The sequence below is a fragment of the Streptomyces sp. NPDC059452 genome (assembly GCF_042750035.1).
Classification (GTDB): Bacteria; Actinomycetota; Actinomycetes; order Streptomycetales; family Streptomycetaceae; genus Streptomyces.
In genome coordinates this window covers 87,564-113,006 of the sequence record NZ_JBHYVE010000004.1, presented here as the reverse complement: position 1 = coordinate 113,006, position 25,443 = coordinate 87,564, and the positions used below count along the sequence as shown (strand labels likewise).

The following is a 25,443-nucleotide window of genomic DNA, read 5'->3' as shown; positions in this document are numbered from 1 at the left end:
GCGCGCCACCCCCGGTCATCGGCAGTCCCGGACCGGCTGGTGCCCGCCCTCGCCCGTAGCGGCGGCACGCGGCGCGTACGACGCTCGTTCCCGCCCCACCGCACACATCGAACGCAGGCCACCGGGGTACGGGACAAGCCGATACAGCGCTGCTCGACCCAAGGACAGACAGCCATGACGACCGCCTCCCTGCCCCGGAAGTCCTCCCGCCCGGAAGCGGGCGCCCAGGACACCGCGCCGCTCCAGCACCACGGCCTCTTCCTGGAGCCCCGCTTCGCCCCGGGCCTGACCTCCCCGGACGAGGACGACGAGGAGCTGGACGCCGCGTACGACGCGCTGCCCGCGCCCACCACCTCCGCGCGGGAGCCGGAGCGCACCGCGAACCGCCGCCCGCGCCGCCGCTGACGGTCCGGTAGCATCGGCCCCATGTCCAGCCCCGAGTCCGACAGACTCCGCCCACCGGTGAACCGGTGGGCGAACTGCCGCTGAGCGTCGTCGGTCGACCCCCTTCCGGGTCACCGGCTTCCTCCGCCACGGCCGAGCCCCCCGCCGGATCACCGCGGGTACGGGCCGTTCCCACCCCGCGTACGCGCTGAAGTACCGCCACAGGTACTGCCGTACGCCGGTTTCGTGCCCCGGGCCAGTCCACGTGGACCCGGGCACTTCTCCGCACCGCACCACCTCGCCGGTTCTCGTCGTCCGGCGGCTTCACGCGGCCCGCATCCCCGCACTTCGGTACGTCTGTCCATCGACGCTTCCGTCAAGGGGTCTGCTTCCCATGCCACTTCCCTTCGCTGTCTACGCCCTCGGGCTCGCGGTCTTCGCCCAGGGCACCTCCGAGTTCATGCTGTCCGGCCTCGTCTCGTCCATCGCCGCCGACCTGAACGTCTCCCTCTCCGCCGCCGGTCTCCTCACCTCCTCCTTCGCTGTCGGGATGGTCATCGGCGCACCCCTGATGGCCCTCTTCAGCCGCTCCTGGCCCCGGCGCCGCGCGCTGCTGCTCTTCCTCGCGGTGTTCGTCGCGGTCCACATCGTGGGTGCGCTGACCCCGAGTTACGGAGTCCTCCTCGCCACCCGCTTCGTCGGGGCCCTCGCCAACGCGGGCTTCTGGGCAGTGGCGTTGGCGGCGGCGGTCTCGATGGTCCCGGACCGGTTGAGGGGCCGGGCCACCGCCGTGGTGGTCGGCGGGGTGACGATCGCCTGCGTGGTCGGCGTACCGGCCGGTGCGGTACTGGGGGAGCGGTGGGGGTGGCGGGCCGCGTTCTGGGCGGTCGCGTTGGTGTCGCTGCCCGCGTTCGTCGCGATCGTACGTACGGTGCCGGGCGGCGCACCGCGTGCCTACGGGGCGCCCGCCCCCGTACGAAAGGAACTCCGGGCACAGACCGAACTCCGGGCACAGACCGAACTCCAGGCACGGAACGAACTTCAGGTACCCCGGGTACGGGACGAACTCCGCCTCCTCACCGGCCCCCGCCTCCGCCCCACCCTGCTCACGATGGCCCTGGTCCAGGGAGCCACCTTCTGCACCTTCTCCTACCTGGAACCGCTCCTCACCCGCACGACGGGCCTCGGCACGGCCTGGGTACCCGCCGCGCTCGCGCTCTTCGGGGCGGGGGCGTTCCTGGGCGTCACGGTGGCGGGGCGGTACGCCGACCGCCGCCCGACGGCCTTCATCACGTACGGCATGACCGCCCTGACCCTCGGCTGGACCACCCTGGCCCTGACGGCGGCCGGCCCGCTCGCCGCCCTCGCCCTGATCCCGCTCCTGGGGATGCTCGCCTTCGGTACGGGCACGGCCCTGATCACCCGGGTCCTGGGCCTGGCTCCGGACGCCCCGACGCTCAGCGGGGCCTTCACCACGAGCGCGTTCAACCTGGGGGCGACGGTGGGCCCGTGGGCGGGCGGCCTGGCCCTGGACGCGGGGTTCGGCTACCGGGCACCGGTCTGGGTGAGCGCCCTGCTGATGGGCCTGGCGCTGCTCACCGCGAACTACGTTCGGTCCCGGGCGGGGTCGGACGGGACAGCCGGTTCCACCGGTTCCACCGGTTCAACCATCCCGGCTTGACCCTCACGTTGCGTGAGGCTGAAAGGTGGGGCGCATGAGCGACTACTACAACGCGTTCGAGACGAGTCCCGTTCCCGCACCCGGCCCGGATGCGGTCCCGCCGGAGCCGTTCCGTGGCATCTACGGCATGCCCGCGTTCGTGACGATCCCCACGAGCGATCTGGCGGCGTCGGTGGACTTCTGGGTACGGGGGCTCGGGTTCTTCGAACTGTTCAGCGTCCCCGGCACGATGGTGCATCTGCGCCGATGGGCGTTCCAGGACGTGCTTCTCGTCTCGGCGGCGCGCGTTCCGGAGCAGCCGCCGGCGATGAGCTTCAGTTTCGCGGGCGTGCTCAGCCAGGTGGATCCCCTGGCCGAGGCATGTCGTGCGCTGCGCCCGAACGCGGTCGACGGTCCACGGGACACCCCCTGGAACACCCGCGATGTGGAGGTGGTCACTCCCGAGAACGCACGGGTCGTCTTCACCGCGGCGAAGCCCTTCGATCCGGCCGGTCAGGAGGCGCGGAACCTTGCGGCCATGGGGATCACCCCGCCCGGCGACGGTCCGGGCGACCATGGGAAGCATGGCTGACACCACCGAAGCCGACGGACTGACCGTCGGCCAGGTCGCGAAGCGTCTGGACGTGACGGTCCGCGCGCTGCACCACTGGGACGAGACCGGACTGGCACGACCGTCGCTGCGCACGGCTGCCGGATACCGGCTCTACACCACTGACGATCTGGAACGCCTGCACCGGATCGTCGTCTACCGGGAGCTCGGTCTCGGCCTGGACAGGATCCGCGCCGTTCTGGACGATTCGACTGCGGATGTGCCCGGCGCACTGCGCGCGCAGCGCGACCAGGTCGCCGAACGGATCGACCGCCTCCAGCGGCTCGGCGCCGGACTGGACCGGATGATCGAGGCCCACGAGCGCGGCCTGCTGCTGACCGTCGAGCAGCAGGCCGCGATCTTCGGCCCCCGGTGGGACCCGGACGGTCCTGCCCAAGCCCGTCGGCGCTACGGAGACACGACGCAATGGCGGCAGTACGCCGAACGCTCGGCCTCTCGAGGCCCGGAGGAATGGCAGGCCATCGCCGACGACATCGCAGGCTTCGACCGCGCCCTCGGGGATGCGATGGACACCGGCGTCACCCCCGGCAGCCCGGAAGCGCATCAACTCGTCGAGCGGCACCGCGAAGTCTTCGCTTCGCACTTTCCCCTCACGAGACAGATGCAGGTCTGTCTCGGCCGCATGTATGAGGACGATCCGGGATTCGCTGCCCACTACGACGGCATCCGCCCCGGCCTCGCCACGTGGTTCCGCCGCATCATCGACGCCGACGCGCGCGCCCATGGCATCGACCCCGACACGGCGACCTGGGACGAGGGTGCCGCTGAGACCGAACCTGGTTCAGACAGCACAGCGGCACCGGGGTGACGACGGGACGCCGAGGGCCAGGTAAGTGAGAGGCCGTACGGTCCACTCGATGTGCCGCCCCTTGCGGAGCATCAACGTGAACCCGCAGCTCTCCCCCCGGTGCAGCGCCCCGAGAGCCTGCACCCAGCCACCTTGGTCGGCCCAGTAGAGGGCCCGCCCGGCTTCGTGCGGGGTCAGCCCGAGAACGTGGCTGGAGCGGAGCTGGACGCGCAGGATACGGATGGCGTCGCGGGGGTTGGCGAGGAGCCGGAGATCGACCGGCTCGGGGACGAACCCGTTGGCGGGCCCGTACCGCAGGACCTCGAACCGGAACCCGCGCTGCCGCTGAGCCTGTACGGGGGTGGAGGTGCGGGGAGAAGTGCGCATGGTCGACCGTCCGATCGCAGCGTCCGGGACACCGGGCACCTCGACAGGGCGGCCCGGTCCAACTGCGGTGACCGTAACGTCACGCGCCGCTACGGCGCAACCATGTTCCGGAACAAAAATGCTGGCTCATACGTGCGAAGGCCCTCCACCGTGGGGTGGAGGGCCTTCGTAGCGTGGGGTTCGGGACGCCCTACTGGGCGAAGTGGTCGAACTCGCCTGCCTTGACACCCTTGATGAACGCGGCGAACTTCTCGCGCGAGGTGACGGCCACGGCGCCGGGATCGTCGCTCTCGCGCATGAGGATCTGACCGGCGTTCTCGGTGATCTCCACGCACTGTTCCTGCGAGCCGGAGAAGGTGGACTTCTGCCACTCAAGTGCTTCGTTCATGCAGGGAATTCTCACATATCCCGTGCGAGGTGATGGATGAAGCTCCGTGACTCTGCCGGGTCCAGGGACGCTGTTCGGGCGAGGTCGAGCCACAGGCGGAAGCGGTGCAAATCCGCCTCCGCATCCAGGTAGACGCTGCGGATGGGGGCATCGATGTGCACCGTGTCGAGCTGGGGTACGACGCCACCCGTATACAGGGCGGTGTGGGTCATGTCCACATCCTGCTCACTGGAGAACGTGATGACGCGCAGGGAGACGTTGGGCCGGTCCGCTTCTTCCAGCAGGTGTTCCAACTGGGCGCGGGCGACCTTGCGTCCGCCCACTCGCATCCGCAACGCCGCCTCGTGCACGATGGGTGCGAACTCCGGAGGCTCGTCCCGATCGAGAATGGTCGCCCTCCGCATGCGGTGCTCCACCCGGGCCTCCACCTCGTCCTCGGGCAGCTTGGGCAGCGCCAACCCGAACATCGCCCGCGCGTAATCGGGTGTCTGGAGCAGCCCCGGCATGGTCACCGGCTGGAGGCTCCGCATATAGCGCGCATGGTGCTCCAGCTCCGCGATGTCCAGGAATCCGGGCGGCAGCACCCCGCGGTACTCGTCCCACCAGAACTGGCCCCGGTGCTCACGGGATATCGCGCACAAGGCGTCGATCAGCGCCTCGTCGTCGCAGGCGTAGAAGCTCGCGAGCCGGCGGATGCGCTCCTCGCCGATGCCGCTCCGTCCGGCCTCGATGTTGCTGATCCTGGCCTGGTCGGTCGAGATGCGCCCGGCGGCCTCCCGGGCGGTCTTGCCCGCGCGCTCCCGGAGCTTCCTCAGTTCGGCGCCCAGGCGGGCCTGGCGCGCGGTCGGGTTGTCCCTTGGTGGCATGTCACCTTCCCCTGTCTGCGCGTGCAGTGTCGCAGGGCTTTCGGCGGATCGCGACGAGGTCACCCACAAGGGTGAATAGGTGGGGCGCATTCTTGTTCCGGGCCATTTATTGACCCTAGCCTGCCCATGAGACCGACGCGCCGGGTATCGACGCCGAAGTGCAGCCGTACGCAGGGGCCTTGACCGGTACCTGTATGCGGCCGGAGCCACGGCAGCCGAGAACGAAATGGCGCACCCATCGACTCTGGCTCACGTAGGGAGACCCCCATGCCGGCCGTCATCGCGCCACCCGCCCCCTTTCCGCGCATCCCCGAACCCTGCGAGGGCTACCAGCTCGCGATGCCCAACTCGCCCGCCGCCGCGAAGATCGTGCGGGACTTCGTCGGAACGCTGCTCCGGACCGGCGCGCACCCCGGACTCGCGGACGATGCCCGGCTCTGCGTGAGTGAGCTGGTCTCCAACGTGTACTGCCACACGCGTTCGGAGCTGGTCCGGGTCGAGGTCATGGTGGACCGGGACCAGGTCGCGGTCCACGTCACGGACGACGGCCTGGGCCCCCTGCCGAAACCGGCGGCCCGCCCCGAAGGCGAAGGCGGACGCGGGTTCCTGGTCGTCGACGGCCTGGCCACCAGCTGGGGGAGCAGCACGCGCCAGGAGAACACCCGGCGGACCCGGACGGTCTGGTTCGTCCTCACGGAACCGGGCCGGGACACCGTGGCGGAAGCCGACGCCGATCCCGTACGGGTGACGAGGTGAATGGCGTGATTCCCGCCGTCGCCGGGGCGGCGGCCCGGGGGTTCCCGGCCCGCACCACAGGCACGGCGGGCCGACCCGCAGCGGCACCAGTCCCCGTACCGTAAGAGATCGGCCAAACGCACCTTTCCGCAGGTCAAACGTGCGGCCGCGAGTTTCTACCCGAGAGGGTGACACGGCGTGGCGCAGGCGCGTACGAGCGTCGGAGGCGCGGCCATGATGTGCGGGCCCCCGCACCCCCGCCGCAGTCTCCGTGCCCGTGTCCGTCGGGCCGCTGCGGCCTGTGCGCGGGCGGAGGAGCGACACAGTGTCCGGACAGCAGGGCGAGAGCGCGGAGCAGTCCATCGGCGCGTTCACGCTGGCGGGTGCGCCGCGGGCCACGGCGGCCGGCGGGGGTACGGTCCCGCGCGCCGACGAGGAGTGGGTCCTGCCGGGCGGCTTCGCCCGGGTCTACTACGGGAACGGCAACCGGGGCATCGTACGGCCGGTGCTCATGGCGGACGGGTTCAACCTGGGGCGCAGCGATCTCGACGCGCTCTACCTCGGGCTGGAGGCGGACTTCCCGCTCATCGGCTCCCTGAAGCAGCGGGGCCGAGACGTCATCCTGGTCGGCTTCGACGAGCGCAGCGCCTCCGTCCTGGACAACGCGCGGACCGTCACCGACGCCATCCTGCGCACCAACGCCTCACAGCTGGGCGACGCGCGGCTGACGGTCGGCGGCTTCAGCATGGGCGGGCTCGTCACCCGTTACGCGCTGGCGCGGCTGGAGCACCAGCGGATGGACCACCGCACCGGGCTCTACTTCTCCTACGACAGCCCGCACCGGGGTGCCGTCGTCCCGATCGGGCTCCAGGCGTTCGCGCACTTCATCCCGGTGCCCAACGACTTCGCGAAGCAGATGAACAGCGCCGCCGCACGGCAGATGCTGTGGCGCCACTACAACAGCCAGGACGGCACCATCGGGGTGGACCCGGAGCGGGAGAAGTTCCTGGGCGCGCTGCGGGACGTCGGCGGCTGGCCCCGGATTCCCCGGCTGATCGCCGTGGCCAACGGCCGGGGCGACGGGCAGGGGATCGACGTGCCGCCCGGTCAGACCGCGTTGGCGTCCACCGGTGACCGGGTCTACCCGGGTACGAAGCTGCTGACCCAGGCCGAGGGGCACGAGGTCGTCGTCGCGGAGCTGAAGCGGCTCTTCCCGAAGGCGGAGAAGACGATCCGGACGAGCGGGTTCCCGGCGCTCGACGGCGCCCCGGGCGGCACGCTGGGCTCGTACCGGATTCTCGCCTCCGCGCTGGAGAAGGCCGGTGCGACGGTGGACCTGCGCCACCCGGATGTCTGTTTCGTGCCCACGGTCAGCGCGGTGGCCGTCCGGGACCTCGACCGGCCCGAGGACCTGTACGCGAACATCGACGACCTCCCGCCGGACGAGAGCGAACTGGACGACTTCCTCTGCTCGTCCGGGACCACCGGGCACACGGCCATCACCGAGGAGCTGTGCACCTGGCTGCTGGACCGGCTGCCGCACTGAGCCGAGCACGGCCCGAGGGCCCGTCACTCCCGAGCGGGGGAGCGGCGGGCCCTCGGGCCGTGCTGCGAGGCGCTTGTGAATCAGAGAACGCGGACCGCGCCCGTCGGCCGGTCGTAGTCCATGGAGCGCTGGACCGTGCCGGTGCTGGAGTTCTGCGCGCCGACGAACTGGCCGCCGCCCACGTAGATCGCCACGTGGTACGCGCTGCCCGCGGCGCCCCAGTACAGGATGTCGCCGGGCTGGAGGGCGTTCAGGGAGACCTGGGTGCCGGCCGTCGACTGGGCCTGCGAGACGCGGGGGAGGTCGATGCCCACCGAGCGGTACGCGGCCTGGACCAGGCCGGAGCAGTCCCACGCGTTGGGGCCGGTGCCACCGGCCACGTACGCGTCGCCGACCTGGGCCTTGGCGAAGGCGACGATGGCTCCGGCGGAGCCCGAGGCGTTCGACGAGGGGGCCGGGGCCGCCGAGGGGGCGGAGGCCGGGGCCGAGTTGCCCGAGGAGGAGCCCGTGGAGGCGGTGGCGGGGGCGCTGAGCGTCGTGCGCTCGGCGGTGCGGGAGGCGCGCTCGGTGCGCTCCTGGGCCTCGGCCTCCGCGCGGGCCTCGGCGGCGGCTTCGGCCTTCTTCTTGGCCTCGGCCTTGCGGACCGCCTCGGCCTTGGCCTTCTTGGCCTCCTTCGCAGCGCTCTTGGCGGCGGCGGCCTCGTGGGCCTGCGCCTCCAGGTCGAGAGCGATCTGCTGGGTGGCCTCGGCGGAGGCGGCGACGGCGGCGGAGAGCCCGGCGGTGATGGTGGGCATCTCGATGGTCTGGGTGACCGGTTCGGCCTGTGCCTCGGCCTGCGCCGGGCCCGCGGCACCCGCGACCGCGATGGTGCTGAGGACGCCACCGGCAACTCCGGCTCGCAGCGCCGACTTCGAGGCGCGCTGGCGGGGCTTCCGGTGGCTGGGTATGTGAGCGGTGTGGGACATGGGTACTAGCGCTATCAGGGCTGTAGGGGTCCCATCAAGAAACGTGTGTTGCGACACAGTTACGTTCGGAATCTGTGAATCCGCTTTCCGTGCGCCTTTATTGACGCCGTAACGGGCAAAACGGGCATGAGTGATCAGGGCCGTGATCTCTGCCTTTCGGTAATACGCCCGAATTGCCCGCTGCTTACCATCCGTTCACACCGATGGCCAAGCCCGGTTTCCGCGCGACCCGCGCCCGGTGACGCAGGTCACAGCGTGGGTCTCGGGTGAGCGGCAACCCTCGCGCCCGCGGGCGGCGTCCGCTCCGCTTCGACGGCGGGCGCCCCGCCACCCCTCCGGCGGGCCCGCGTGCAAGTCCCCGGGCGGGCCCGCGTGCGAGCCCTCCGGGGTTCCGTGCGCGCGATCCGGGAGTCGACGCACGCGCGATCCGGAAGTCGACGCACGCGCGATCCGGGAGCCGGTGCACGCGCGATCCGGAAGTTCGTGAATGCGCGCACATGTCCCCTTCGGTCCTCGCCGCCCCTCGTCCGGGTGAGGGTGATCGGCGACCGGTGCCCTTATCACCCCGTCGCGGTCCACCGCCAATTTGCTTGTAATGGCCGTCCATTGATAGCGCCGCACGTCTTTGACCAGCGGTAACACCGATGAATGTCACGTCTCGTGATCACTCGGCCGCTTCGCGTATGAAGATCACCGCTCATACGACTTCATGATCCTTCGTCAGGTGGTGGAGATCACAAAGACGTTGTCGTACCCCGTGTCGCAGATCACAGGGGGACGGGCATAGGATGCGGGGCAGTCGGGCTTGTGAACTGCCTCACATGTGCACGATCTTGGTGAGGTGGCGAGCCGGTCGCCCGATGCGGTCCAACGGTCAAGGACGACTGGAAGGAGCGAGGAGCGTGAATGCCTACGCGCCCATCCTCGTGCTCGGCGCCCTGGGGGCAGGGTTTGCGATCTTCTCCGTGGTCATGGCCACGCTTATCGGCCCCAGGCGGTACAACCGGGCAAAGCTCGAAGCGTACGAGTGCGGTATCGAACCCACGCCGACACCGGCCGGAGGTGGCCGCTTCCCCATCAAGTACTACCTGACGGCGATGCTTTTCATCGTCTTCGACATCGAGATCATCTTCCTCTATCCCTGGGCGGTCTCCTTCGACGCCCTCGGGATCTTCGGGCTCGTGGAGATGCTGCTCTTCGTGCTCACCGTCTTCGTCGCCTACGCGTATGTCTGGCGTCGCGGCGGCCTGGAATGGGACTAAGGGGCTGAGGGGCACACCATGGGACTCGAAGAGAAGCTGCCCAGCGGCTTCGTGCTGACCACGGTCGAACAGGCCGCCGGCTGGGTGCGGAAGTCCTCCGTCTTCCCGGCCACGTTCGGCCTCGCCTGCTGCGCCATCGAGATGATGACGACAGGTGCGGGCCGCTACGACCTGGCCCGGTTCGGGATGGAGGTCTTCCGCGGATCGCCGCGCCAGGCGGACCTGATGATCGTCGCCGGACGGGTCAGCCAGAAGATGGCGCCCGTCCTGCGGCAGGTCTACGACCAGATGCCGAACCCCAAGTGGGTCATCTCCATGGGGGTTTGCGCATCATCGGGCGGAATGTTCAACAATTACGCCATTGTGCAGGGTGTTGATCACATTGTCCCGGTCGATATCTATTTGCCGGGATGCCCGCCGCGTCCCGAAATGCTGCTGGACGCCATTCTCAAGCTCCACCAGAAGATCCAGGACGGCAAGCTCGGCGTCAACGCGGAGGAAGCCGCCCGCGAGGCGGAGGAAGCGGCCCTCAACGCGCTGCCCCTGATCGAGATGAAGGGGCTCCTGCGGTGAGCGACAACACCCACGGCGAGGGGCGGAACGGCAACTCCGTACCCGCCCCGCGCGACACCGGCGGCGAGGTCATCCGCGTACGCAAGGGCATGTTCGGCGCCAACAACGGCGGCGACACCTCCGGCTACGGCGGCCTCGTCCGCACCATCACGTTCCCGGGCGCCTCCTCCCGGCCCTACGGGGGGTGGTTCGACGAGGTGGCCGACGAGCTCGAAGGGGCCCTGGAGGAGCAGGACCTGCTCCCCGAGAACGCCATCGAGCGCACCGTCGTCGACCGCGACGAGCTCACCTTCCACATCGCCCGCGAGCACCTGGTCCAGGTCGCCCGCACCCTGCGCGACGACCCCGCCCTGCGCTTCGAGCTCTGTACGGGCGTCAGCGGCGTCCACTTCCTCGGCGACAAGGGCCGCGAGCTGCACGCCGTCTACCACCTGCGGTCCCTCACCCACGGCCGGATCATCCGGCTGGAGGTCTCCGCCCCGGACAGCGACCCGCACATCCCGTCCCTCGTCGAGGTCTATCCGACCAACGACTGGCACGAGCGCGAGGCGTACGACTTCTTCGGGCTCATCTTCGACGGGCACCCGGCCCTGACCCGGATCATGATGCCGGACGACTGGCAGGGCTTCCCGCAGCGCAAGGACTACCCGCTCGGCGGCATCGCCGTCGAGTACAAGGGCGCCCAGATCCCGGCTCCGGACCAGCGGAGGTCGTACTCCTGATGACCACTCCCCACGCGACACCCCGAGCGACCACCGAGGGGACTGTATATACAGTCACCGGCGGCGACTGGGACGAGGTCGTCGAATCCGCAGCCAAGTCCGACGACGAACGCATCATCGTCAACATGGGTCCTCAGCACCCGTCCACACACGGCGTGCTGCGGCTGATCCTGGAGATCGACGGCGAGACCGTCACCGAGGCCCGCTGCGGCATCGGCTACCTCCACACCGGTATCGAGAAGAACCTCGAATTCCGCAACTGGACCCAGGGCACCACGTTCGTCACGCGGATGGACTACCTGACGCCGTTCTTCAACGAGACGGCGTACTGCCTGGGCGTCGAGAAGCTTCTCGGCATCGAGGACCAGATCCCCGACCGGGCCACGATCATCCGCGTGCTCCTGATGGAGCTCAACCGGATCTCCTCGCACATGGTCTGTATCGCCACCGGCGGTATGGAGCTGGGCGCGACCACGATCATGATCTACGGTCTCCGCGACCGTGAACTGGTCCTCGACCTCTTCGAGCTGATCACCGGCCTCCGGATGAACCACGCGTTCGTCCGCCCCGGCGGCCTCGCCCAGGACCTGCCGCCGGGCGCGGTCGACGCACTGCGCGAGTTCATCAGGACCATGAAGAAGAACCTGCCGGAGTACGACAAGCTCGCCACCGGCAACCCCATCTTCAAGGCCCGTATGAAGGACGTCGGCTACCTCGACCTCACCGGTTGCGTGGCGCTCGGCGTCACCGGGCCGGTGCTGCGCTCCGCCGGACTCCCGCACGACCTGCGCAAGAGCGACCCCTACTGCGGCTACGACACCTACGACTTCGAAGTGCCGACCGCCGACACCTGCGACTCCTACGGACGCTTCCTGATCCGCATGGACGAGATGCGCGAGTCGCTCCGGATCATCGAGCAGTGCCTGGAGCGGCTGGAGCCGGGTCCGGTCATGGTCGCCGACAAGAAGATCGCCTGGCCCGCCCAGCTCGCCCTCGGCGCGGACGGACTCGGCAACTCGCTCGACCACATCAGGAACATCATGGGCACCTCCATGGAGGCCCTGATCCACCACTTCAAGCTGGTGACCGAAGGGTTCCGGGTCCCGGCCGGGCAGGCGTACACCGCCGTCGAGTCCCCCAAGGGCGAACTCGGCGCGCATGTCGTCTCCGACGGCGGAACCCGCCCCTACCGGGTCCACTTCCGGGACCCGTCCTTCACCAATCTGCAAGCCATGGCGGCGATGTGCGAGGGCGGCCAGGTCGCCGACGTGATCGTCGCCGTCGCGTCCATCGACCCCGTGATGGGAGGCGTCGACCGGTGACCGCAAACCAAGAGGTCAGTCTGGGGATGCCGCAGCTCCCCGCCCCCGCCTACCCGGCCGACGTGCGCGCCCGGCTCGACGCGGACGCGAAGGAGGTGATCGCCCGCTACCCGGGAAGCCGCTCCGCACTGCTGCCGCTCCTCCACCTCGTACAGTCCGAGGAGGGGTACGTCTCCCGTACGGGGATGGCCTTCTGTGCCGAGACCCTCGACCTCACCACCGCCGAGGTCACGGCCGTCGCGACCTTCTACTCCATGTACCGGCGCAGGCCCAGCGGTGACTACCAGGTCGGGGTCTGCACCAACACCCTGTGCGCGGTCATGGGCGGCGACGCCATCTTCGACACGCTCAAGGAGCACCTCGGCGTCGGCAACAACGAGACGACCGAGGACGGCAAGGTCACGCTGGAGCACATCGAGTGCAACGCGGCCTGTGACTTCGCGCCCGTCGTGATGGTGAACTGGGAGTTCTTCGACAACCAGACGCCCGAGAGCGCCACCCGGCTCGTGGACGACCTGATCGCCGGGCGGACCGTCGAGCCCACCCGTGGCGCCCCGCTCTGCTCCTACAAGGAGACCGCCCGCATCCTGGCCGGCTTCCCCGACGAGCGCCCCGGCGCCGTCGAGGCCACGGGTGGCGCGGGCCCTGCCTCCCTCGTCGGGCTCAAGCTCGCCAAGGGCGAGGGACTGCCGAAGGCCCGGGTCGTCGCCCCGCGCGACGGACAGCCCAAGGGTGAGCAGCCGCACGACCCTTCGCCGTCCGAGCACCTCAGCTCGCACGACGCACCGCAGCAGACCTCGGCCTCCGACCCGGAGCACCCGGCCGGGCCCACCGCCGAGGAGGGGGAGTGATGACCTTGGCCGCCGAGATCGACCACAACGGGACGAGCCCCGAGAAGCTGCTCGCCCCCGTCCTCTCCTCCTTCTGGGACCAGCCCGAGTCCTGGACCCTGGAGACCTACCGCCGCCACGAGGGGTACGAGGGACTGCGCAAGGCCCTCGCCATGGACCCCGACGACCTCATCGCGTACGTCAAGGACTCCGGTCTGCGCGGACGCGGGGGCGCCGGGTTCCCCACCGGGATGAAGTGGCAGTTCATCCCGCAGGGAGACGGCAAACCGCACTATCTAGTTGTCAACGCCGACGAGTCGGAGCCGGGGACCTGCAAGGACATCCCGCTCCTCTTCGCGAACCCGCATAGCCTCATCGAGGGCATCGTGATCGCCTGTTACGCGATCCGTTCGTCGCACGCGTTCATCTACTTGCGCGGTGAGGTCGTCCCCGTGCTGCGACGACTGCACGAGGCCGTACGAGAGGCGTACGAGGCGGGTTATCTGGGGACGAACATCCTGGGTTCAGGGCTCGATCTGGAACTCACGGTGCACGCAGGTGCCGGCGCGTACATCTGTGGTGAGGAAACCGCGCTGCTCGACTCTCTCGAAGGACGGCGTGGACAGCCCCGGCTGCGGCCCCCTTTCCCTGCGGTCGCCGGTCTGTACGCCTGCCCCACTGTGGTGAACAACGTCGAGTCCATCGCCTCGGTTCCCGCGATCCTGAACAAGGGCAAGGACTGGTTCAAGTCGATGGGCAGCGAGAAGTCCCCGGGCTTCACGCTCTACTCGCTCAGCGGCCATGTCACCAGCCCCGGCCAGTACGAGGCCCCGCTCGGCATCACGCTGCGTCAGCTCCTCGACATGAGCGGCGGGATGCGGGCCGGTCACCGCCTCAAGTTCTGGACCCCGGGCGGCTCCTCCACCCCGATGTTCACCGACGAGCACCTCGACGTACCCCTCGATTACGAGGGCGTCGGCGCCGCCGGGTCCATGCTCGGCACGAAGGCGCTGCAGTGCTTCGACGAGACGACCTGCGTGGTACGGGCCGTCACCCGCTGGACCGAGTTCTACGCCCACGAGTCCTGCGGCAAGTGCACGCCGTGCCGTGAAGGGACGTACTGGCTGGTCCAGTTGCTCCGTGACATCGAGGCGGGCAAGGGCCAGATGTCCGACCTGGACAAGCTCAACGACATCGCCGACAACATCAACGGCAAGTCGTTCTGTGCGCTCGGCGACGGTGCCGCCTCGCCGATCTTCTCCTCGCTCAAGTACTTCCGCGAGGAGTACGAACAGCACATCACGGGCAAGGGCTGCCCCTTCGATCCCGCGAAATCCACGGCCTGGGCCGACGACAAGAACGTCGACGGCAAGAACGCTCACCGGGGGGTGAACGCATGACAGTCACCACGAGTGCGCCCTCCGGGGGCGGCGAGGCGGCCATCCCGCCCGAGGACCTGGTCACGCTGACCATCGACGGCATCGAGATCAGCGTCCCCAAGGGGACCCTGGTCATCCGGGCCGCCGAACTCCTCGGCATCGAGATCCCGCGCTTCTGCGACCACCCGCTCCTCGACCCGGCCGGTGCCTGCCGCCAGTGCATCGTCGAGGTCGAGGGCCAGCGCAAGCCGATGGCCTCCTGCACGATCACCTGTACTGACGGCATGGTCGTCAAGTCGCAGATCACCTCTCCTGTCGCCGAGAAGGCGCAGAAGGGTGTGATGGAGCTGCTGCTGATCAACCACCCACTGGACTGCCCCGTCTGCGACAAGGGCGGCGAGTGCCCGCTCCAGAACCAGGCGATGTCCCACGGTGGCGCCGACTCCCGCTTCGACGGCAAGAAGCGGACCTTCGAGAAGCCCGTCCCGATCTCCACCCAGGTGCTGCTGGACCGTGAGCGGTGCGTGCTCTGCGCGCGCTGCACCCGGTTCTCCAACCAGGTGGCGGGCGACCCGATGATCGAGCTGATCGAGCGCGGCGCCCTCCAGCAGGTCGGTACCGGCGAGGGCGACCCCTTCGAGTCGTACTTCTCCGGCAACACCATCCAGATCTGCCCGGTCGGGGCGCTGACCTCGGCGGCGTACCGCTTCCGCTCCCGCCCCTTCGACCTGGTCTCCACCCCCTCGGTGTGCGAGCAGTGCTCCGGCGGCTGCGGGATGCGCACCGACCACCGGCGCGGCAAGGTCATGCGGCGCCTCGCGGCCAACGAGCCCGAGGTCAACGAGGAGTGGATCTGCGACAAGGGGAGGTTCGGCTTCCGCTACGCCCAGCAGCGCGACCGCCTCACCACCCCGCTGGTCCGCAACGCCGACGGCGTCCTGGAACCGGCGAGCTGGCCCGAGGCGCTGGAGGCGGCGGCCGCCGGACTGCTCGCGGCCCGGGGCCGTACCGGTGTCCTGACCGGTGGCCGACTGACCGTCGAGGACTCCTACGCGTACAGCAAGTTCGCCCGGGTCGCTCTCGACACCAATGACATCGACTTCCGCTCGCGGGTCCACAGTGGCGAGGAGGCCGACTTCCTGGCCGCCCGTGTCGCCGGGCGCGGCCGGGACCTGGACGGCGAGGGGGTCACGTACTCCGCGCTGGAGAAGGCCCCCGCGGTCCTGCTCGTCGGGTTCGAGTCGGAGGAGGAGGCCCCCGGTGTCTTCCTCAGGTTGCGCAAGGCCCACCGCAAGAGCGGTCAGAAGACCTTCGCGCTCGCCTCGCACGCCACGCGCGGCCTGGTGAAGGCGGGCGGCACGCTGCTGCCCGCCGCGCCCGGTACGGAGACCGAGTGGCTGGACGCGCTCGCGGGCGGGGTCGGTCTGGAGGCCGAAGGGGATGCCGCCGCCGAGGCGTTGCGCGGTGAGCACTCCCTGATCATCGTCGGTGAGCGGCTCGCGGGTGTGCCCGGCGCACTCTCCGCCGCCGTCCGTACCGCCGCCGCGACCGGCGCACGCCTGGTGTGGATTCCGCGCCGGGCGGGCGACCGGGGCGCGGTGGAGGCGGGCGCGCTCCCCACCCTGCTGCCCGGCGGCCGTCCGGCCACCGATCCGCGGGCCCGGGACGAGGTGGCCGCCGTCTGGCGCGTCGCCGAACTGCCCTCCCGCCACGGCCGTGACACCGGCCAGATCATCGAGGCCGCCGCCACCGGCGAACTGGGCGCGCTGCTCGTCGCCGGGGTCGGCGTGGAGGACCTGCCCGACCCGGCGCGGGCGATCGAGGCGCTGGACGAGGTCGGGTTCCTGGTCTCGCTGGAGCTGCGGCCGAGCGAGGTGACCGCCCGGGCCGACGTGGTCTTCCCGGTCGCCGCCGTCGCGGAGAAGTCCGGCACCTTCCTCAACTGGGAGGGCCGGGTCCGGATGTTCCAGGCGGCGCTGAAGCCGGAACAGATGCCCCGGACGCTCTCGCCGGTCGACTCCCGCGTGCTGCACATGCTGGCCGACGCCATGGACGTCCACTTCGCGCTGCCCGACCTGACCGCCGTCCGCCGCGAGCTGGACCGGCTCGGCGGCTGGGAGGGCGGCCACGCGGACGACCCGCGCGAACCGGCGCAGCCGCTGCCCCGGCCCGGCGACGGCGAGGCGGTCCTCGCGGGCCACCGGATGCTGCTCGACCTCGGCCGGCTCCAGGAGGGCGACACCGCGCTCGCCGGAACCCGGCACGCGGCCGTCGCCCGGCTCTCCGCCACCACGGCCACCGAGACCGGCGTCAAGGACGGCGACCTGCTCGCCGTCACCGGCCCCACCGGCACCGTCGAACTCCCCCTCCAGGTCACCGACATGCCGGACCGCGTGGTCTGGGTGCCGCTGAACTCGGTGGGACGCGGCATCCCCGCCGACACCGGTGCGAACCCCGGGGGCCTGGTACGGATCAGCCCCGCCGCCGTACCGGCTGCTCCCGTCGAACCATCGGAGGTACGAGCGTGACTGGCCTCACCGCACTCACGACGGCGCCCGGGGGTGCCGTCCTCGCCGCCGAGGATCTCTCGATGTTCGGCACCGACCCCTGGTGGCTGGTGCTCGTCAAGGCGGTCTTCTGCTTCGCGTTCCTGATGCTGGTCGTGCTCTTCTCCATCGTGTGGGAGCGCAAGGTCGTCGCCTGGATGCAGCTGCGGATCGGCCCCAACCGGCACGGCCCCTGGGGACTGCTCCAGTCGCTCGCCGACGGCGTCAAACTGATGCTGAAAGAAGACGTCATCGTCAAGCGCGCGGACAAGGCGGTCTACATCCTCGCGCCGATCCTCGCGGCGATCCCCGCCTTCATGGCGGTCGCGGTCATCCCCTTCGGCCCGGCGGGCAACGAGGTCTCGATCTTCGGCACCCGTACGACGATGCAGCTCACCGACCTGCCGATCGCCGCGCTCTACATCCTCGCCGTCGGTGCGGTCGGGGTGTACGGGTTCGTGCTCGGCGGCTGGTCCTCGGGCTCGACGTACCCGCTGCTCGGCGGGATCCGCTCGTGCGCCCAGATGATCAGCTACGAGATCGCCATGGGCGCCGCGTTCGCCTCGGTCTTCCTCTACTCCGGGTCGATGTCGACCTCCACGATCGTGGAGTCGCAGGCGGACCGGTGGTACATCATCCTGCTGCCGATGTCCTTCCTCATCTACATGGTGACGATGGTCGGGGAGGCCAGCCGGGCCCCGTTCGACATGCCGGAGTCCGAGGGCGACCTCGTCGGCGGCTTCAACACCGAGTACAGCTCCATCAAGTTCGCGATGTTCATGCTCGCCGAGTACATCCACATGGTGACCGTGTCGATGATCGCGGTGACGCTGTTCCTCGGCGGCTGGCGGGCCCCGTACCCGATCTCCGCGTTCTGGGAGGGGGCGAACCACGGCTGGTGGCCGATGCTCTGGTTCTTCCTCAAGCTCCAGGCGCTGATCTTCTTCTTCATCTGGCTGCGCGGCACCCTGCCACGCGTCCGCTACGACCAGCTGATGAAGCTCGGCTGGAAGGTCCTGATCCCGGTCTCCGTGGGCTGGCTGATGCTCGTCGCCACCGTCCGCGCGCTGCGGAACGAGGGCTACGACTTCTCCCGGATCGTGCTGTACGTCGGCGGGGCGGTGCTCGCGATCCTGCTGATCTCCCTGGTCGTCGACATGTTCCGCGACCGCAGGCTCAGGGCCCAGGAGGCGGAGGCCGGACCGGAGCCCGCCTTCGACCCGATGGCGGGCGGGTTCCCGGTGCCACCGCTGCCCGGACAGACCCTGCCGCCGGTCCCCAGGCGCGTACCACGACGGGAGCGGGAGCTCGTTGTCAGTGGTGGGTCGGATACTCAGAGTGACGGAAACGTGAGTGACGGAAAGGAGGCCGGCGGTGTCTGAGAAACCAGAGCTCACGGGCTCATCGGGATCCGCTGGGTCCTCGGGGGAATCGGGATCGGCGGGGGAGAAGTTCCAGAACCCCGTGGCCGGCTTCGGCGTGACCTTCAAGGCCATGTTCAAGAAGCGGCTGACCGAGCAGTACCCGGAGACGCCGAAGGTGACGGCGCCCCGCTTCCACGGCCGCCACCAGCTCAACCGCCACCCGGACGGACTGGAGAAGTGCGTCGGCTGCGAGCTGTGCGCCTGGGCGTGTCCGGCGGACGCCATCTACGTGGAGGGCGCGGACAACACCGAGGAGGAGCGCTACTCCCCGGGCGAGCGATACGGCCGCGTCTACCAGATCAACTACGCGCGCTGCATCCTGTGCGGACTCTGCATCGAGGCCTGTCCCACCCGGGCGCTGACGATGACGAACGAGTTCGAGCTCGCCAACACCACCCGCGAGAGCCTCATCTACACCAAGGACGAGCTGCTCGCGGGCCTGGAGGAAGGCATGGTCGACAGCCCGCACGCGATCTTCCCGGGCATGGACGAACAGGACTACTACCGGGGCCTGGTCACCGAGGCCGCCCCCGGTACGGTGCCGCAGCCGGCGCTCTCCAAGGGCGAGCAGAAGCCCGACGAGTCCGCCGGAGCCACCGGCGTACAGCAGGGCAGGGGGGCAGGCGCATGAACGTGATCGCCGCGGCCTCCACCACCTCGACCGGTGAGGCCGTCCAGTTCTGGATCCTGGGGACCGTCGCCGTGATCGGCGCGCTGGCCACGATCCTGCTGAAGAAGTCCGTGCACAGCGCCCTGGCGCTCGCCGGGACCATGGTCGTCCTGGCCGTCTTCTACCTCGCCAACGGCGCCTATTTCCTCGGCATCGTCCAGATCATCGTCTACACGGGCGCGATCATGATGCTCTTCCTCTTCGTCGTGATGCTCGTCGGCGTCACGGCGGCGGACTCCCTGAAGGAGACCCTCAAGGGGCAGCGCTGGCTGGCCCTGGGCTGCGGCCTCGGCTTCGGCATCCTGCTGATCGCGGGCATCGGCAACGCGTCGCTGTCCACCTTCAACGGGCTGGGCGCCGCCAACGCCCTGCACGGAGGGAACGTCGAGGGGCTCGCCAACCTCATCTTCACCAAGTACGTCTTCGCGTTCGAGATCACCGGCGCCCTGCTGATCACCGCGACCGTCGGGGCGATGGTGCTCACGCACCGCGAGCGCACCGAACGGGCCAAGACCCAGCGGGAGATGGCCGAGGAGCGCGTACGCGGCAAGCACCTGCCGCCGCTGCCCGCGCCCGGTGTCTACGCCCGGCACAACGCGGTGGACATCGCCGGTCTGCTGCCCGACGGCACGCCGTCCGAGCTGACCGTCATGAAGACGCTGCGCGACCGGGGCCAGATCCGCGATGTCTCGCAGGAGTCCCTCGCCGATCTGAAGGCCCTGGAGCAGCGTTCCGGGGAGCGGCTCGGACGTGAGGACGCGGACGCCGTGTCCCGGGGCGCCGACCCCGCATCCGCGGCGGACAACTCGGAGGCCGCCAAGTGAACCCGGTCAACTATCTCTATCTCGCGGCCCTGCTGTTCGCGATCGGCGCCTCCGGGGTGCTGATCCGGCGGAACGTGATCGTGCTGTTCATGTGCATCGAGCTGATGCTCAACGCGTGCAACCTGGCTCTCGTCACCTTCTCCCGGATGCACGGAAACCTCGACGGACAGATCGTCGCCTTCTTCGTGATGGTCGTCGCCGCCGCGGAAGTCGTCGTCGGGCTCGCGATCATCGTGTCGTTGTTCCGCTCCCGCCACTCGGCCTCGGTCGACGACGCCAGCCTGATGAAGCTGTAAGGGGACCGGAATCGTGGAGAACCTGATCGCGCTGCTCGTCGCGGCGCCCCTGCTCGGAGCGGTGGTCCTGCTCTGCGGCGGCCGTCGGCTCGACAAGACCGGGCACTGGCTCGGCACCGTGCTCGCCGCCGCCTCGTTCGTCGTCGGTGTCGTCCTCTTCACCGACATGCTGGGGAAGGGCGCCGAGGACCGGGCCCTGCACCAGCACCTGTTCAGCTGGATTCCGGTGGAGGGCTTCCAGGCCGACATCGCCTTCCAGCTCGACCAGCTGTCGATGACGTTCGTCCTGCTCATCACCGGTGTGGGAACGCTGATCCACATCTACTCCATCGGCTACATGGAGCACGACGAGCGCAGGCGCCGCTTCTTCGGCTATCTCAACCTGTTCCTCGCGGCGATGCTGATCCTCGTCATCGCCGACAACTACCTGCTGCTGTACGTCGGGTGGGAGGGCGTCGGTCTGGCGTCGTACCTGCTCATCGGCTTCTGGCAGCACAAGCCCAGCGCGGCCACCGCCGCGAAGAAGGCGTTCCTGGTCAACCGCGTCGGTGACGTGGGCCTCTCGATCGCCATCATGCTGATGTTCACCACCTTCGGCACCTTCGCCTTCGGGCCGGTGCTGGAGGCGACCGGTGACACCAGCGAGGGCAAGCTGACAGCCATCGGCCTGATGCTGCTGCTGGCCGCCTGCGGCAAGTCGGCCCAGGTGCCGCTGCAGTCCTGGCTCGGCGACGCGATGGAGGGCCCGACCCCGGTCTCCGCCCTCATCCACGCCGCGACCATGGTCACCGCCGGTGTCTATCTGATCGTCCGCTCCGGCGCCATCTTCAACGGTGCCCCGGACGCCCAGCTGGTCGTCGCCATCGTCGGCGCTGTCACGCTGATCTTCGGTGCGATCGTCGGTTGCGCCAAGGACGACATCAAGAAGGCGCTCGCGGGCTCCACGATGTCGCAGATCGGCTACATGATCCTGGCCGCGGGCCTCGGCCCGATCGGCTACATCTTCGCGATCATGCACCTGGTGACGCACGGCTTCTTCAAGGCCGGGCTCTTCCTGGGGGCCGGTTCGGTGATGCACGGCATGAACGACGAAGTCGACATGCGCAAGTACGGCGGCCTGCGGAAGTACATGCCGGTCACCTTCGTCACCTTCGGCCTCGGCTATCTCGCCATCATCGGCTTCCCGGGCCTGTCCGGCTTCTTCTCCAAGGACAAGATCATCGAGGCGGCCTTCGCCAAGGGCGGCACCGAGGGCTGGATCTTCGGCTCCGTCGCCCTGCTGGGTGCCGCGATCACCGCGTTCTACATGACGCGCGTGATGCTGATGACCTTCTTCGGTGAGAAGCGCTGGCAGCCCGACGCAGAGGGCCATGAGCCGCACCCGCACGAGTCCCCGAAGTCCATGACGGTCCCGATGATCGTGCTGGCCGTCGGTTCGGTCTTCGCCGGTGGCTTCTTCGCCATCGGTGACCGCTTCGTCAACTGGCTCCAGCCGGTCACCGGTTACGACCACGGGCACTCCCCGCTGAGCGTGGCCACCGTCACCGGAGCCACCGTCGTGGCCCTGGTCATCGGGGTCGCGATCGCCTGGACGATGTACGGGCGCAAGCCGGTGCCCGTCGTGGCTCCGCGCGGCTCGCTGCTCACCCGGGCGGCCCGCCGCGACCTGCTCCAGGACGACTTCAACCACGTGGTCCTGGTCCGCGGCGGCGAGCACCTCACCCGCTCGCTGGTCTACGTCGACCACTCCCTGGTCGACGGCGTCGTCAACGGCACGGCCGCATCGGTCGGCGGGCTCTCCGGCCGGCTGCGCAAGCTGCAGAACGGCTACGCCCGCACCTACGCGGTCTCGATGTTCGGCGGTGCGGCGGTCGTCATCGCCGCGACCCTGCTGATGAGGGCGGTCTGATCACATGTCCTTTCCCCTCCTGACCGCGACGGCGGCGCTCCCGGCCATCGGAGCCATCGCCACCGCCGCCGTCCCCGCCGCACAGCGCACCGTGGCCAAATGGGTCGCGCTGTTCTTCTCGCTGGGCACGCTCGTCCTGGCGGGCGTCGTCTTCGCCCGCTTCGAACCGGGCGGCGACCGCTACCAGCTCACCGAGTCCCGCTCCTGGATCGCCGACTTCGGCGTCCGGTACGAACTCGGCGTGGACGGCATCGGGGTGGCCCTCCTCGGGCTCACCGCGCTGCTGATCCCCTTCGTCATCGCGGCCGGCTGGCACGACGCCGACCCCCTGGAGACGAAGTCCTCGCGCTGGCGCCCCACCCAGGGCTTCTTCGCCCTGATCCTCATGGTCGAGGCCATGGTGATCCTGTCGTTCCTCGCGACCGACGTCTTCCTCTTCTACATCCTGTTCGAAGCCATGCTCATCCCGATGTACTTCCTCATCGGCGGCTTCGGCGACCGAGCCCACGCGGGCAGCGACGAGAACGCCGCGAAGCAACGCTCGTACGCGGCGGTCAAGTTCCTCCTCTACAACCTGGCCGGCGGCCTGATCATGCTGGCCGCCGTCATCGGGCTCTACGTGGTCGCGGGCAGCTTCTCGCTCTCCGAGATCACCGAGGCCCGCGCGGCCGGCACCCTGGAGATGGCGACCAGCACCGAGCGGTGGCTCTTCCTCGGGTTCTTCCTCGCCTTCGCGATCAAGGCCCCGCTGTGGCCGCTCCACACCTGGCTGCCCAACGCGATGGGCGAGGCGACCGCACCGGTCGCCGTGCTCATCACCGCGATCGTCGACAAGGTCGGCACCTTCGCGATGCTCCGCTTCTGCCTCGGGCTCTTCCCGGAGGCCAGCAAGTGGGCGACCCCGGTCGTCATCGCCCTGGCGCTCGTCTCCATCGTCTACGGAGCGCTGCTCGCGGTCGGCCAGCGCGACATCAAGCGGCTCATCGCCTACGCCTCGATCTCGCACTTCGGCTTCATCATCCTGGGCATCTTCGCGATGACCAGCCAGGGCCAGTCGGGCGCCACGCTCTACATGGTCAACCACGGCATCTCCACCGCCGCGCTGCTGCTGGTCGCCGGATTCCTCATCACCCGGCGCGGCTCGCGGCTCATCGCGGACTACGGCGGGGTGCAGAAGGTCGCCCCCGTGCTGGCGGGCACCTTCCTCATCGGCGGTCTGGCGACGCTGTCGCTGCCGGGGCTCGCCCCGTTCGTCAGTGAGTTCCTGGTCCTCGTCGGCACGTTCAGCGCCTACCCGGTGGCCGGGATCATCGCCACCTCCGGCATCGTGCTCGCCGCGATCTACGTCCTCGTCCTCTACCAGCGGACGATGACCGGACCGGTCAACGAGTCGGTGAGGACCATGCCCGACCTCAAGGTGCGTGAGCTGGCGGTCGCCGTACCGCTGATCGCCCTCCTGATCTTCCTGGGCGTCTTCCCGAAGCCGCTCACCGAGGTCGTCAACCCGGCGGTCAAGCACACCATGTCCGACGTACAGAAGAAGGACCCCCAGCCCGAGGTGGAGGCCGCCAAGTGAGCGCAACAGCTGTCCACAACCTGTGGACGACGGCGAGCGGGGTGACATTCGCAGCTCCGGGGGACCGCTTCACGGCGCCCACGATCGAGTACGCCCAGCTCGCACCCGTCCTGATCATCGTGGTCGCCGCCGTCCTGGGCATCCTGGTGGAGGCGTTCGTCCCGCGCAGGGCCCGCTACCACACCCAGCTCCTGCTGACCGTGGTGGCGCTGGCCGCCGCGTTCGCCGCCGTGGTCTCCCTCGCGGCCGGCGGGTACGGCACCACCAAGGCCCAGATCGCGGCCATGGGCGCCATCGCGATCGACGGACCCACCCTGTTCCTCCAGGGGACCATCCTCCTGGTCGCCGTGGTGGCCGTCTTCACCTTCGCCGAACGGCGGCTCGACCCCACGGCCCACGGCAGGAAGGTCGACTCCTTCGCCGCCCAGGCCGGTACGGTGCCCGGCAGCGACGCCGAGAAGGCCGCCGTCCGCGCGGGCTTCACCACCACCGAGGTCTTCCCGCTGACCCTCTTCTCGGTGGCGGGCCTGATCGTCTTCCCCGCCGCCAACGATCTGCTGACCCTCTTCATCGCGCTGGAAGTCTTCTCGCTCCCGCTCTACCTCCTGTGCGCCATCGCCCGCCGCAAGCGGCTGATGTCCCAGGAGGCGGCCGTGAAGTACTTCCTGCTCGGCGCGTTCTCCTCGGCGTTCATGCTCTTCGGGATCGCCCTCCTCTACGGCTACGCGGGCTCCCTCTCGTACGCCACCATCGCCAACGTCGTCGACGGCTCGGTCCTGGAGATCGACCCGGCCCTCGCCGGAACCATGGGCAACGACGCGCTGCTCCTCATCGGCGGCGCGATGATCCTGACCGGCCTGCTCTTCAAGGTCGGCGCCGTCCCGTTCCACATGTGGACCCCGGACGTCTACCAGGGCGCCCCGACCCCGGTCACCGGCTTCATGGCCGCCGCCACCAAGGTCGCCGCGTTCGGTGCGCTGCTGCGCCTGCTGTACGTGGTGCTCCCCGGGCTCACCTGGGACCTGCGGCCGGTGCTGTGGGCCGTCGCCATCATCACGATGCTGGGCGGGGCGGTCGTCGCGATCACCCAGACCGACATCAAGCGGCTGCTCGCCTACTCCTCGATCGCGCACGCGGGCTTCATCCTCGCGGGTGTCATCGCGACCAGCCCGGAGGGGGTCTCCTCGGTCCTCTTCTACCTGGGCGCGTACTCCTTCGTCACGGTCGGCGCGTTCGCGGTCGTCACGCTGGTACGGGACGCGGGCGGCGAGGCCACCCACCTGTCGAAGTGGGCCGGGCTCGGCCGCCGCTCGCCGCTGGTCGCCGCGGTCTTCGCGGTGTTCCTGCTGGCCTTCGCGGGCATCCCGCTCACCTCGGGCTTCTCCGGGAAGTTCGCCGTCTTCAAGGCGGCGGCCGAGAGCGGTGCGGGTGCGCTGGTCGTCGTCGGTGTGATCTCGTCGGCCATCGCGGCCTTCTTCTACATCCGCGTCATCGTCCTGATGTTCTTCAGCGAGCCGAAGGCGGACGGCCCCACGGTCGCCGTCCCGTCCCCGCTGACGATGACGACGATCGCGGTGGGTGTGGCGGTCACGCTGGTGCTGGGCCTGGCCCCGCAGTACTTCCTGGACCTGGCGGGCCAGGCGGGGGTCTTCGTGCGGTAGGCGGAACGCTCCTCGGACAGCGCCGGACGGTCTTTATCCACAGACCGTCCGGCGTTGTCGTAGGAGGCGCCTATCGTGGTCGGGGACGGAGAGCGGACGG

At 69.5% G+C, this 25,443-nt stretch carries 24 protein-coding genes; 20 read left to right on the top strand and 4 right to left on the bottom strand.

The window, feature by feature from the left end; translation table 11 throughout:
• Nucleotides 1-174: 174 nt before the first annotated feature.
• The 4 genes from ACFW9Z_RS08055 to ACFW9Z_RS08040 all read left to right on the top strand — a co-directional run bounded on the left by ACFW9Z_RS08055 (nucleotide 175) and on the right by ACFW9Z_RS08040 (nucleotide 3,483).
• Nucleotides 175-405 (top strand): hypothetical protein, encoded by a 231-nt coding sequence (locus ACFW9Z_RS08055; RefSeq protein ID WP_384636074.1) that lies wholly within the window; start codon nucleotides 175-177, stop codon nucleotides 403-405.
• A gap of 373 nt (nucleotides 406-778) precedes the next feature.
• Nucleotides 779-2,065 (top strand): MFS transporter, encoded by a 1,287-nt coding sequence (locus ACFW9Z_RS08050; protein ID WP_384636071.1) that lies wholly within the window; start codon nucleotides 779-781, stop codon nucleotides 2,063-2,065.
• Between the two features lie 34 nt (nucleotides 2,066-2,099).
• Complete coding sequence (locus ACFW9Z_RS08045) at nucleotides 2,100-2,636, top strand: VOC family protein (RefSeq protein ID WP_384636068.1); 537 nt, start codon at nucleotides 2,100-2,102, stop codon at nucleotides 2,634-2,636.
• On the top strand, nucleotides 2,629-3,483 hold the full coding sequence (locus tag ACFW9Z_RS08040; protein ID WP_384636065.1) for a MerR family transcriptional regulator: 855 nt from the start codon (nucleotides 2,629-2,631) through the stop codon (nucleotides 3,481-3,483). The genes ACFW9Z_RS08045 and ACFW9Z_RS08040 overlap by 8 nt, the downstream gene beginning before the upstream one ends.
• On the opposite strand, the gene ACFW9Z_RS08035 is transcribed toward ACFW9Z_RS08040, so the two are convergent.
• From ACFW9Z_RS08035 to ACFW9Z_RS08025, 3 genes are all read right to left on the bottom strand, one after another.
• Nucleotides 3,457-3,849, bottom strand: a complete 393-nt coding sequence (locus ACFW9Z_RS08035; protein WP_384636062.1) for a hypothetical protein — start codon at nucleotides 3,847-3,849, stop codon at nucleotides 3,457-3,459. The two genes, ACFW9Z_RS08040 and ACFW9Z_RS08035, sit on opposite strands and share 27 nt — an antisense overlap.
• Before the next feature lie 190 nt (nucleotides 3,850-4,039).
• Entirely contained in the window at nucleotides 4,040-4,237 is a 198-nt protein-coding gene (locus tag ACFW9Z_RS08030; RefSeq protein WP_384636059.1) for a DUF397 domain-containing protein, read from the bottom strand.
• A gap of 11 nt (nucleotides 4,238-4,248) precedes the next feature.
• The gene (locus ACFW9Z_RS08025; protein WP_384636057.1) at nucleotides 4,249-5,103 is read right to left on the bottom strand and encodes a helix-turn-helix domain-containing protein; all 855 of its coding nucleotides are present in this window, start codon (nucleotides 5,101-5,103) and stop codon (nucleotides 4,249-4,251) included.
• Between the two features lie 267 nt (nucleotides 5,104-5,370).
• On the opposite strand from ACFW9Z_RS08025, the gene ACFW9Z_RS08020 reads away from it, so the two are divergent.
• Together ACFW9Z_RS08020 and ACFW9Z_RS08015 are read left to right on the top strand one after the other, a co-directional pair.
• Complete coding sequence (locus tag ACFW9Z_RS08020; RefSeq protein WP_384636054.1) at nucleotides 5,371-5,859, top strand: ATP-binding protein; 489 nt, start codon at nucleotides 5,371-5,373, stop codon at nucleotides 5,857-5,859.
• Nucleotides 5,860-6,163: 304 nt separating this feature from the next.
• Nucleotides 6,164-7,384 carry an esterase/lipase family protein gene (locus ACFW9Z_RS08015; protein ID WP_384636051.1) on the top strand — a complete coding sequence of 407 codons (1,221 nt, stop codon included), beginning with the start codon at nucleotides 6,164-6,166 and terminating at the stop codon, nucleotides 7,382-7,384.
• Between the two features lie 80 nt (nucleotides 7,385-7,464).
• Here ACFW9Z_RS08015 and ACFW9Z_RS08010 read toward each other — a convergent pair whose 3' ends face one another.
• The gene (locus ACFW9Z_RS08010) at nucleotides 7,465-8,349 is read right to left on the bottom strand and encodes a C40 family peptidase (protein ID WP_384636048.1); all 885 of its coding nucleotides are present in this window, start codon (nucleotides 8,347-8,349) and stop codon (nucleotides 7,465-7,467) included.
• A 902-nt stretch (nucleotides 8,350-9,251) separates the two neighbouring features.
• On the opposite strand from ACFW9Z_RS08010, the gene ACFW9Z_RS08005 reads away from it, so the two are divergent.
• The 14 genes from ACFW9Z_RS08005 to nuoN are packed head-to-tail and all read left to right on the top strand — an operon-like array spanning nucleotide 9,252 to nucleotide 25,343.
• Nucleotides 9,252-9,611 carry an NADH-quinone oxidoreductase subunit A gene (locus tag ACFW9Z_RS08005; protein WP_084748452.1) on the top strand — a complete coding sequence of 120 codons (360 nt, stop codon included), beginning with the start codon at nucleotides 9,252-9,254 and terminating at the stop codon, nucleotides 9,609-9,611.
• Between the two features lie 18 nt (nucleotides 9,612-9,629).
• Nucleotides 9,630-10,184, top strand: coding sequence for an NADH-quinone oxidoreductase subunit B family protein (locus tag ACFW9Z_RS08000; protein ID WP_114932397.1), 555 nt, complete (start codon nucleotides 9,630-9,632; stop codon nucleotides 10,182-10,184).
• Nucleotides 10,181-10,906: an NADH-quinone oxidoreductase subunit C gene (locus ACFW9Z_RS07995; RefSeq protein ID WP_384636045.1), complete on the top strand. Its 726-nt coding sequence runs from the start codon at nucleotides 10,181-10,183 to the stop codon at nucleotides 10,904-10,906. The genes ACFW9Z_RS08000 and ACFW9Z_RS07995 overlap by 4 nt, the downstream gene beginning before the upstream one ends.
• The gene (locus tag ACFW9Z_RS07990; protein ID WP_384636042.1) at nucleotides 10,906-12,228 is read left to right on the top strand and encodes an NADH-quinone oxidoreductase subunit D; all 1,323 of its coding nucleotides are present in this window, start codon (nucleotides 10,906-10,908) and stop codon (nucleotides 12,226-12,228) included. Before ACFW9Z_RS07995 ends, ACFW9Z_RS07990 begins: the two co-directional genes overlap by 1 nt.
• A 26-nt stretch (nucleotides 12,229-12,254) precedes the next feature.
• The gene (gene nuoE, locus ACFW9Z_RS07985; RefSeq protein WP_384636804.1) at nucleotides 12,255-13,079 is read left to right on the top strand and encodes an NADH-quinone oxidoreductase subunit NuoE; all 825 of its coding nucleotides are present in this window, start codon (nucleotides 12,255-12,257) and stop codon (nucleotides 13,077-13,079) included.
• On the top strand, nucleotides 13,076-14,458 hold the full coding sequence (nuoF, locus tag ACFW9Z_RS07980; RefSeq protein WP_384636039.1) for an NADH-quinone oxidoreductase subunit NuoF: 1,383 nt from the start codon (nucleotides 13,076-13,078) through the stop codon (nucleotides 14,456-14,458). The genes nuoE and nuoF overlap by 4 nt, the downstream gene beginning before the upstream one ends.
• A complete protein-coding gene (locus ACFW9Z_RS07975; RefSeq protein ID WP_384636036.1) occupies nucleotides 14,455-16,965 on the top strand; it encodes an NADH-quinone oxidoreductase subunit G in 2,511 nt (836 codons plus the stop codon). Before nuoF ends, ACFW9Z_RS07975 begins: the two co-directional genes overlap by 4 nt.
• Nucleotides 16,962-18,365, top strand: a complete 1,404-nt coding sequence (gene nuoH, locus ACFW9Z_RS07970) for an NADH-quinone oxidoreductase subunit NuoH (RefSeq protein ID WP_384636034.1) — start codon at nucleotides 16,962-16,964, stop codon at nucleotides 18,363-18,365. The genes ACFW9Z_RS07975 and nuoH overlap by 4 nt, the downstream gene beginning before the upstream one ends.
• Nucleotides 18,358-19,038, top strand: coding sequence for an NADH-quinone oxidoreductase subunit NuoI (nuoI, locus tag ACFW9Z_RS07965; protein ID WP_384636032.1), 681 nt, complete (start codon nucleotides 18,358-18,360; stop codon nucleotides 19,036-19,038). Before nuoH ends, nuoI begins: the two co-directional genes overlap by 8 nt.
• Nucleotides 19,035-19,901, top strand: coding sequence for an NADH-quinone oxidoreductase subunit J (locus tag ACFW9Z_RS07960; protein ID WP_384636029.1), 867 nt, complete (start codon nucleotides 19,035-19,037; stop codon nucleotides 19,899-19,901). The genes nuoI and ACFW9Z_RS07960 overlap by 4 nt, the downstream gene beginning before the upstream one ends.
• Nucleotides 19,898-20,197: an NADH-quinone oxidoreductase subunit NuoK gene (gene nuoK / locus ACFW9Z_RS07955; RefSeq protein ID WP_031127582.1), complete on the top strand. Its 300-nt coding sequence runs from the start codon at nucleotides 19,898-19,900 to the stop codon at nucleotides 20,195-20,197. Before ACFW9Z_RS07960 ends, nuoK begins: the two co-directional genes overlap by 4 nt.
• Before the next feature lie 13 nt (nucleotides 20,198-20,210).
• Nucleotides 20,211-22,106 carry an NADH-quinone oxidoreductase subunit L gene (gene nuoL, locus ACFW9Z_RS07950; protein WP_384636026.1) on the top strand — a complete coding sequence of 632 codons (1,896 nt, stop codon included), beginning with the start codon at nucleotides 20,211-20,213 and terminating at the stop codon, nucleotides 22,104-22,106.
• A 4-nt stretch (nucleotides 22,107-22,110) separates the two neighbouring features.
• The gene (locus tag ACFW9Z_RS07945; protein WP_384636023.1) at nucleotides 22,111-23,682 is read left to right on the top strand and encodes an NADH-quinone oxidoreductase subunit M; all 1,572 of its coding nucleotides are present in this window, start codon (nucleotides 22,111-22,113) and stop codon (nucleotides 23,680-23,682) included.
• Complete coding sequence (gene nuoN / locus ACFW9Z_RS07940) at nucleotides 23,679-25,343, top strand: NADH-quinone oxidoreductase subunit NuoN (RefSeq protein ID WP_384636020.1); 1,665 nt, start codon at nucleotides 23,679-23,681, stop codon at nucleotides 25,341-25,343. The genes ACFW9Z_RS07945 and nuoN overlap by 4 nt, the downstream gene beginning before the upstream one ends.
• Nucleotides 25,344-25,443 lie beyond the last annotated feature (100 nt).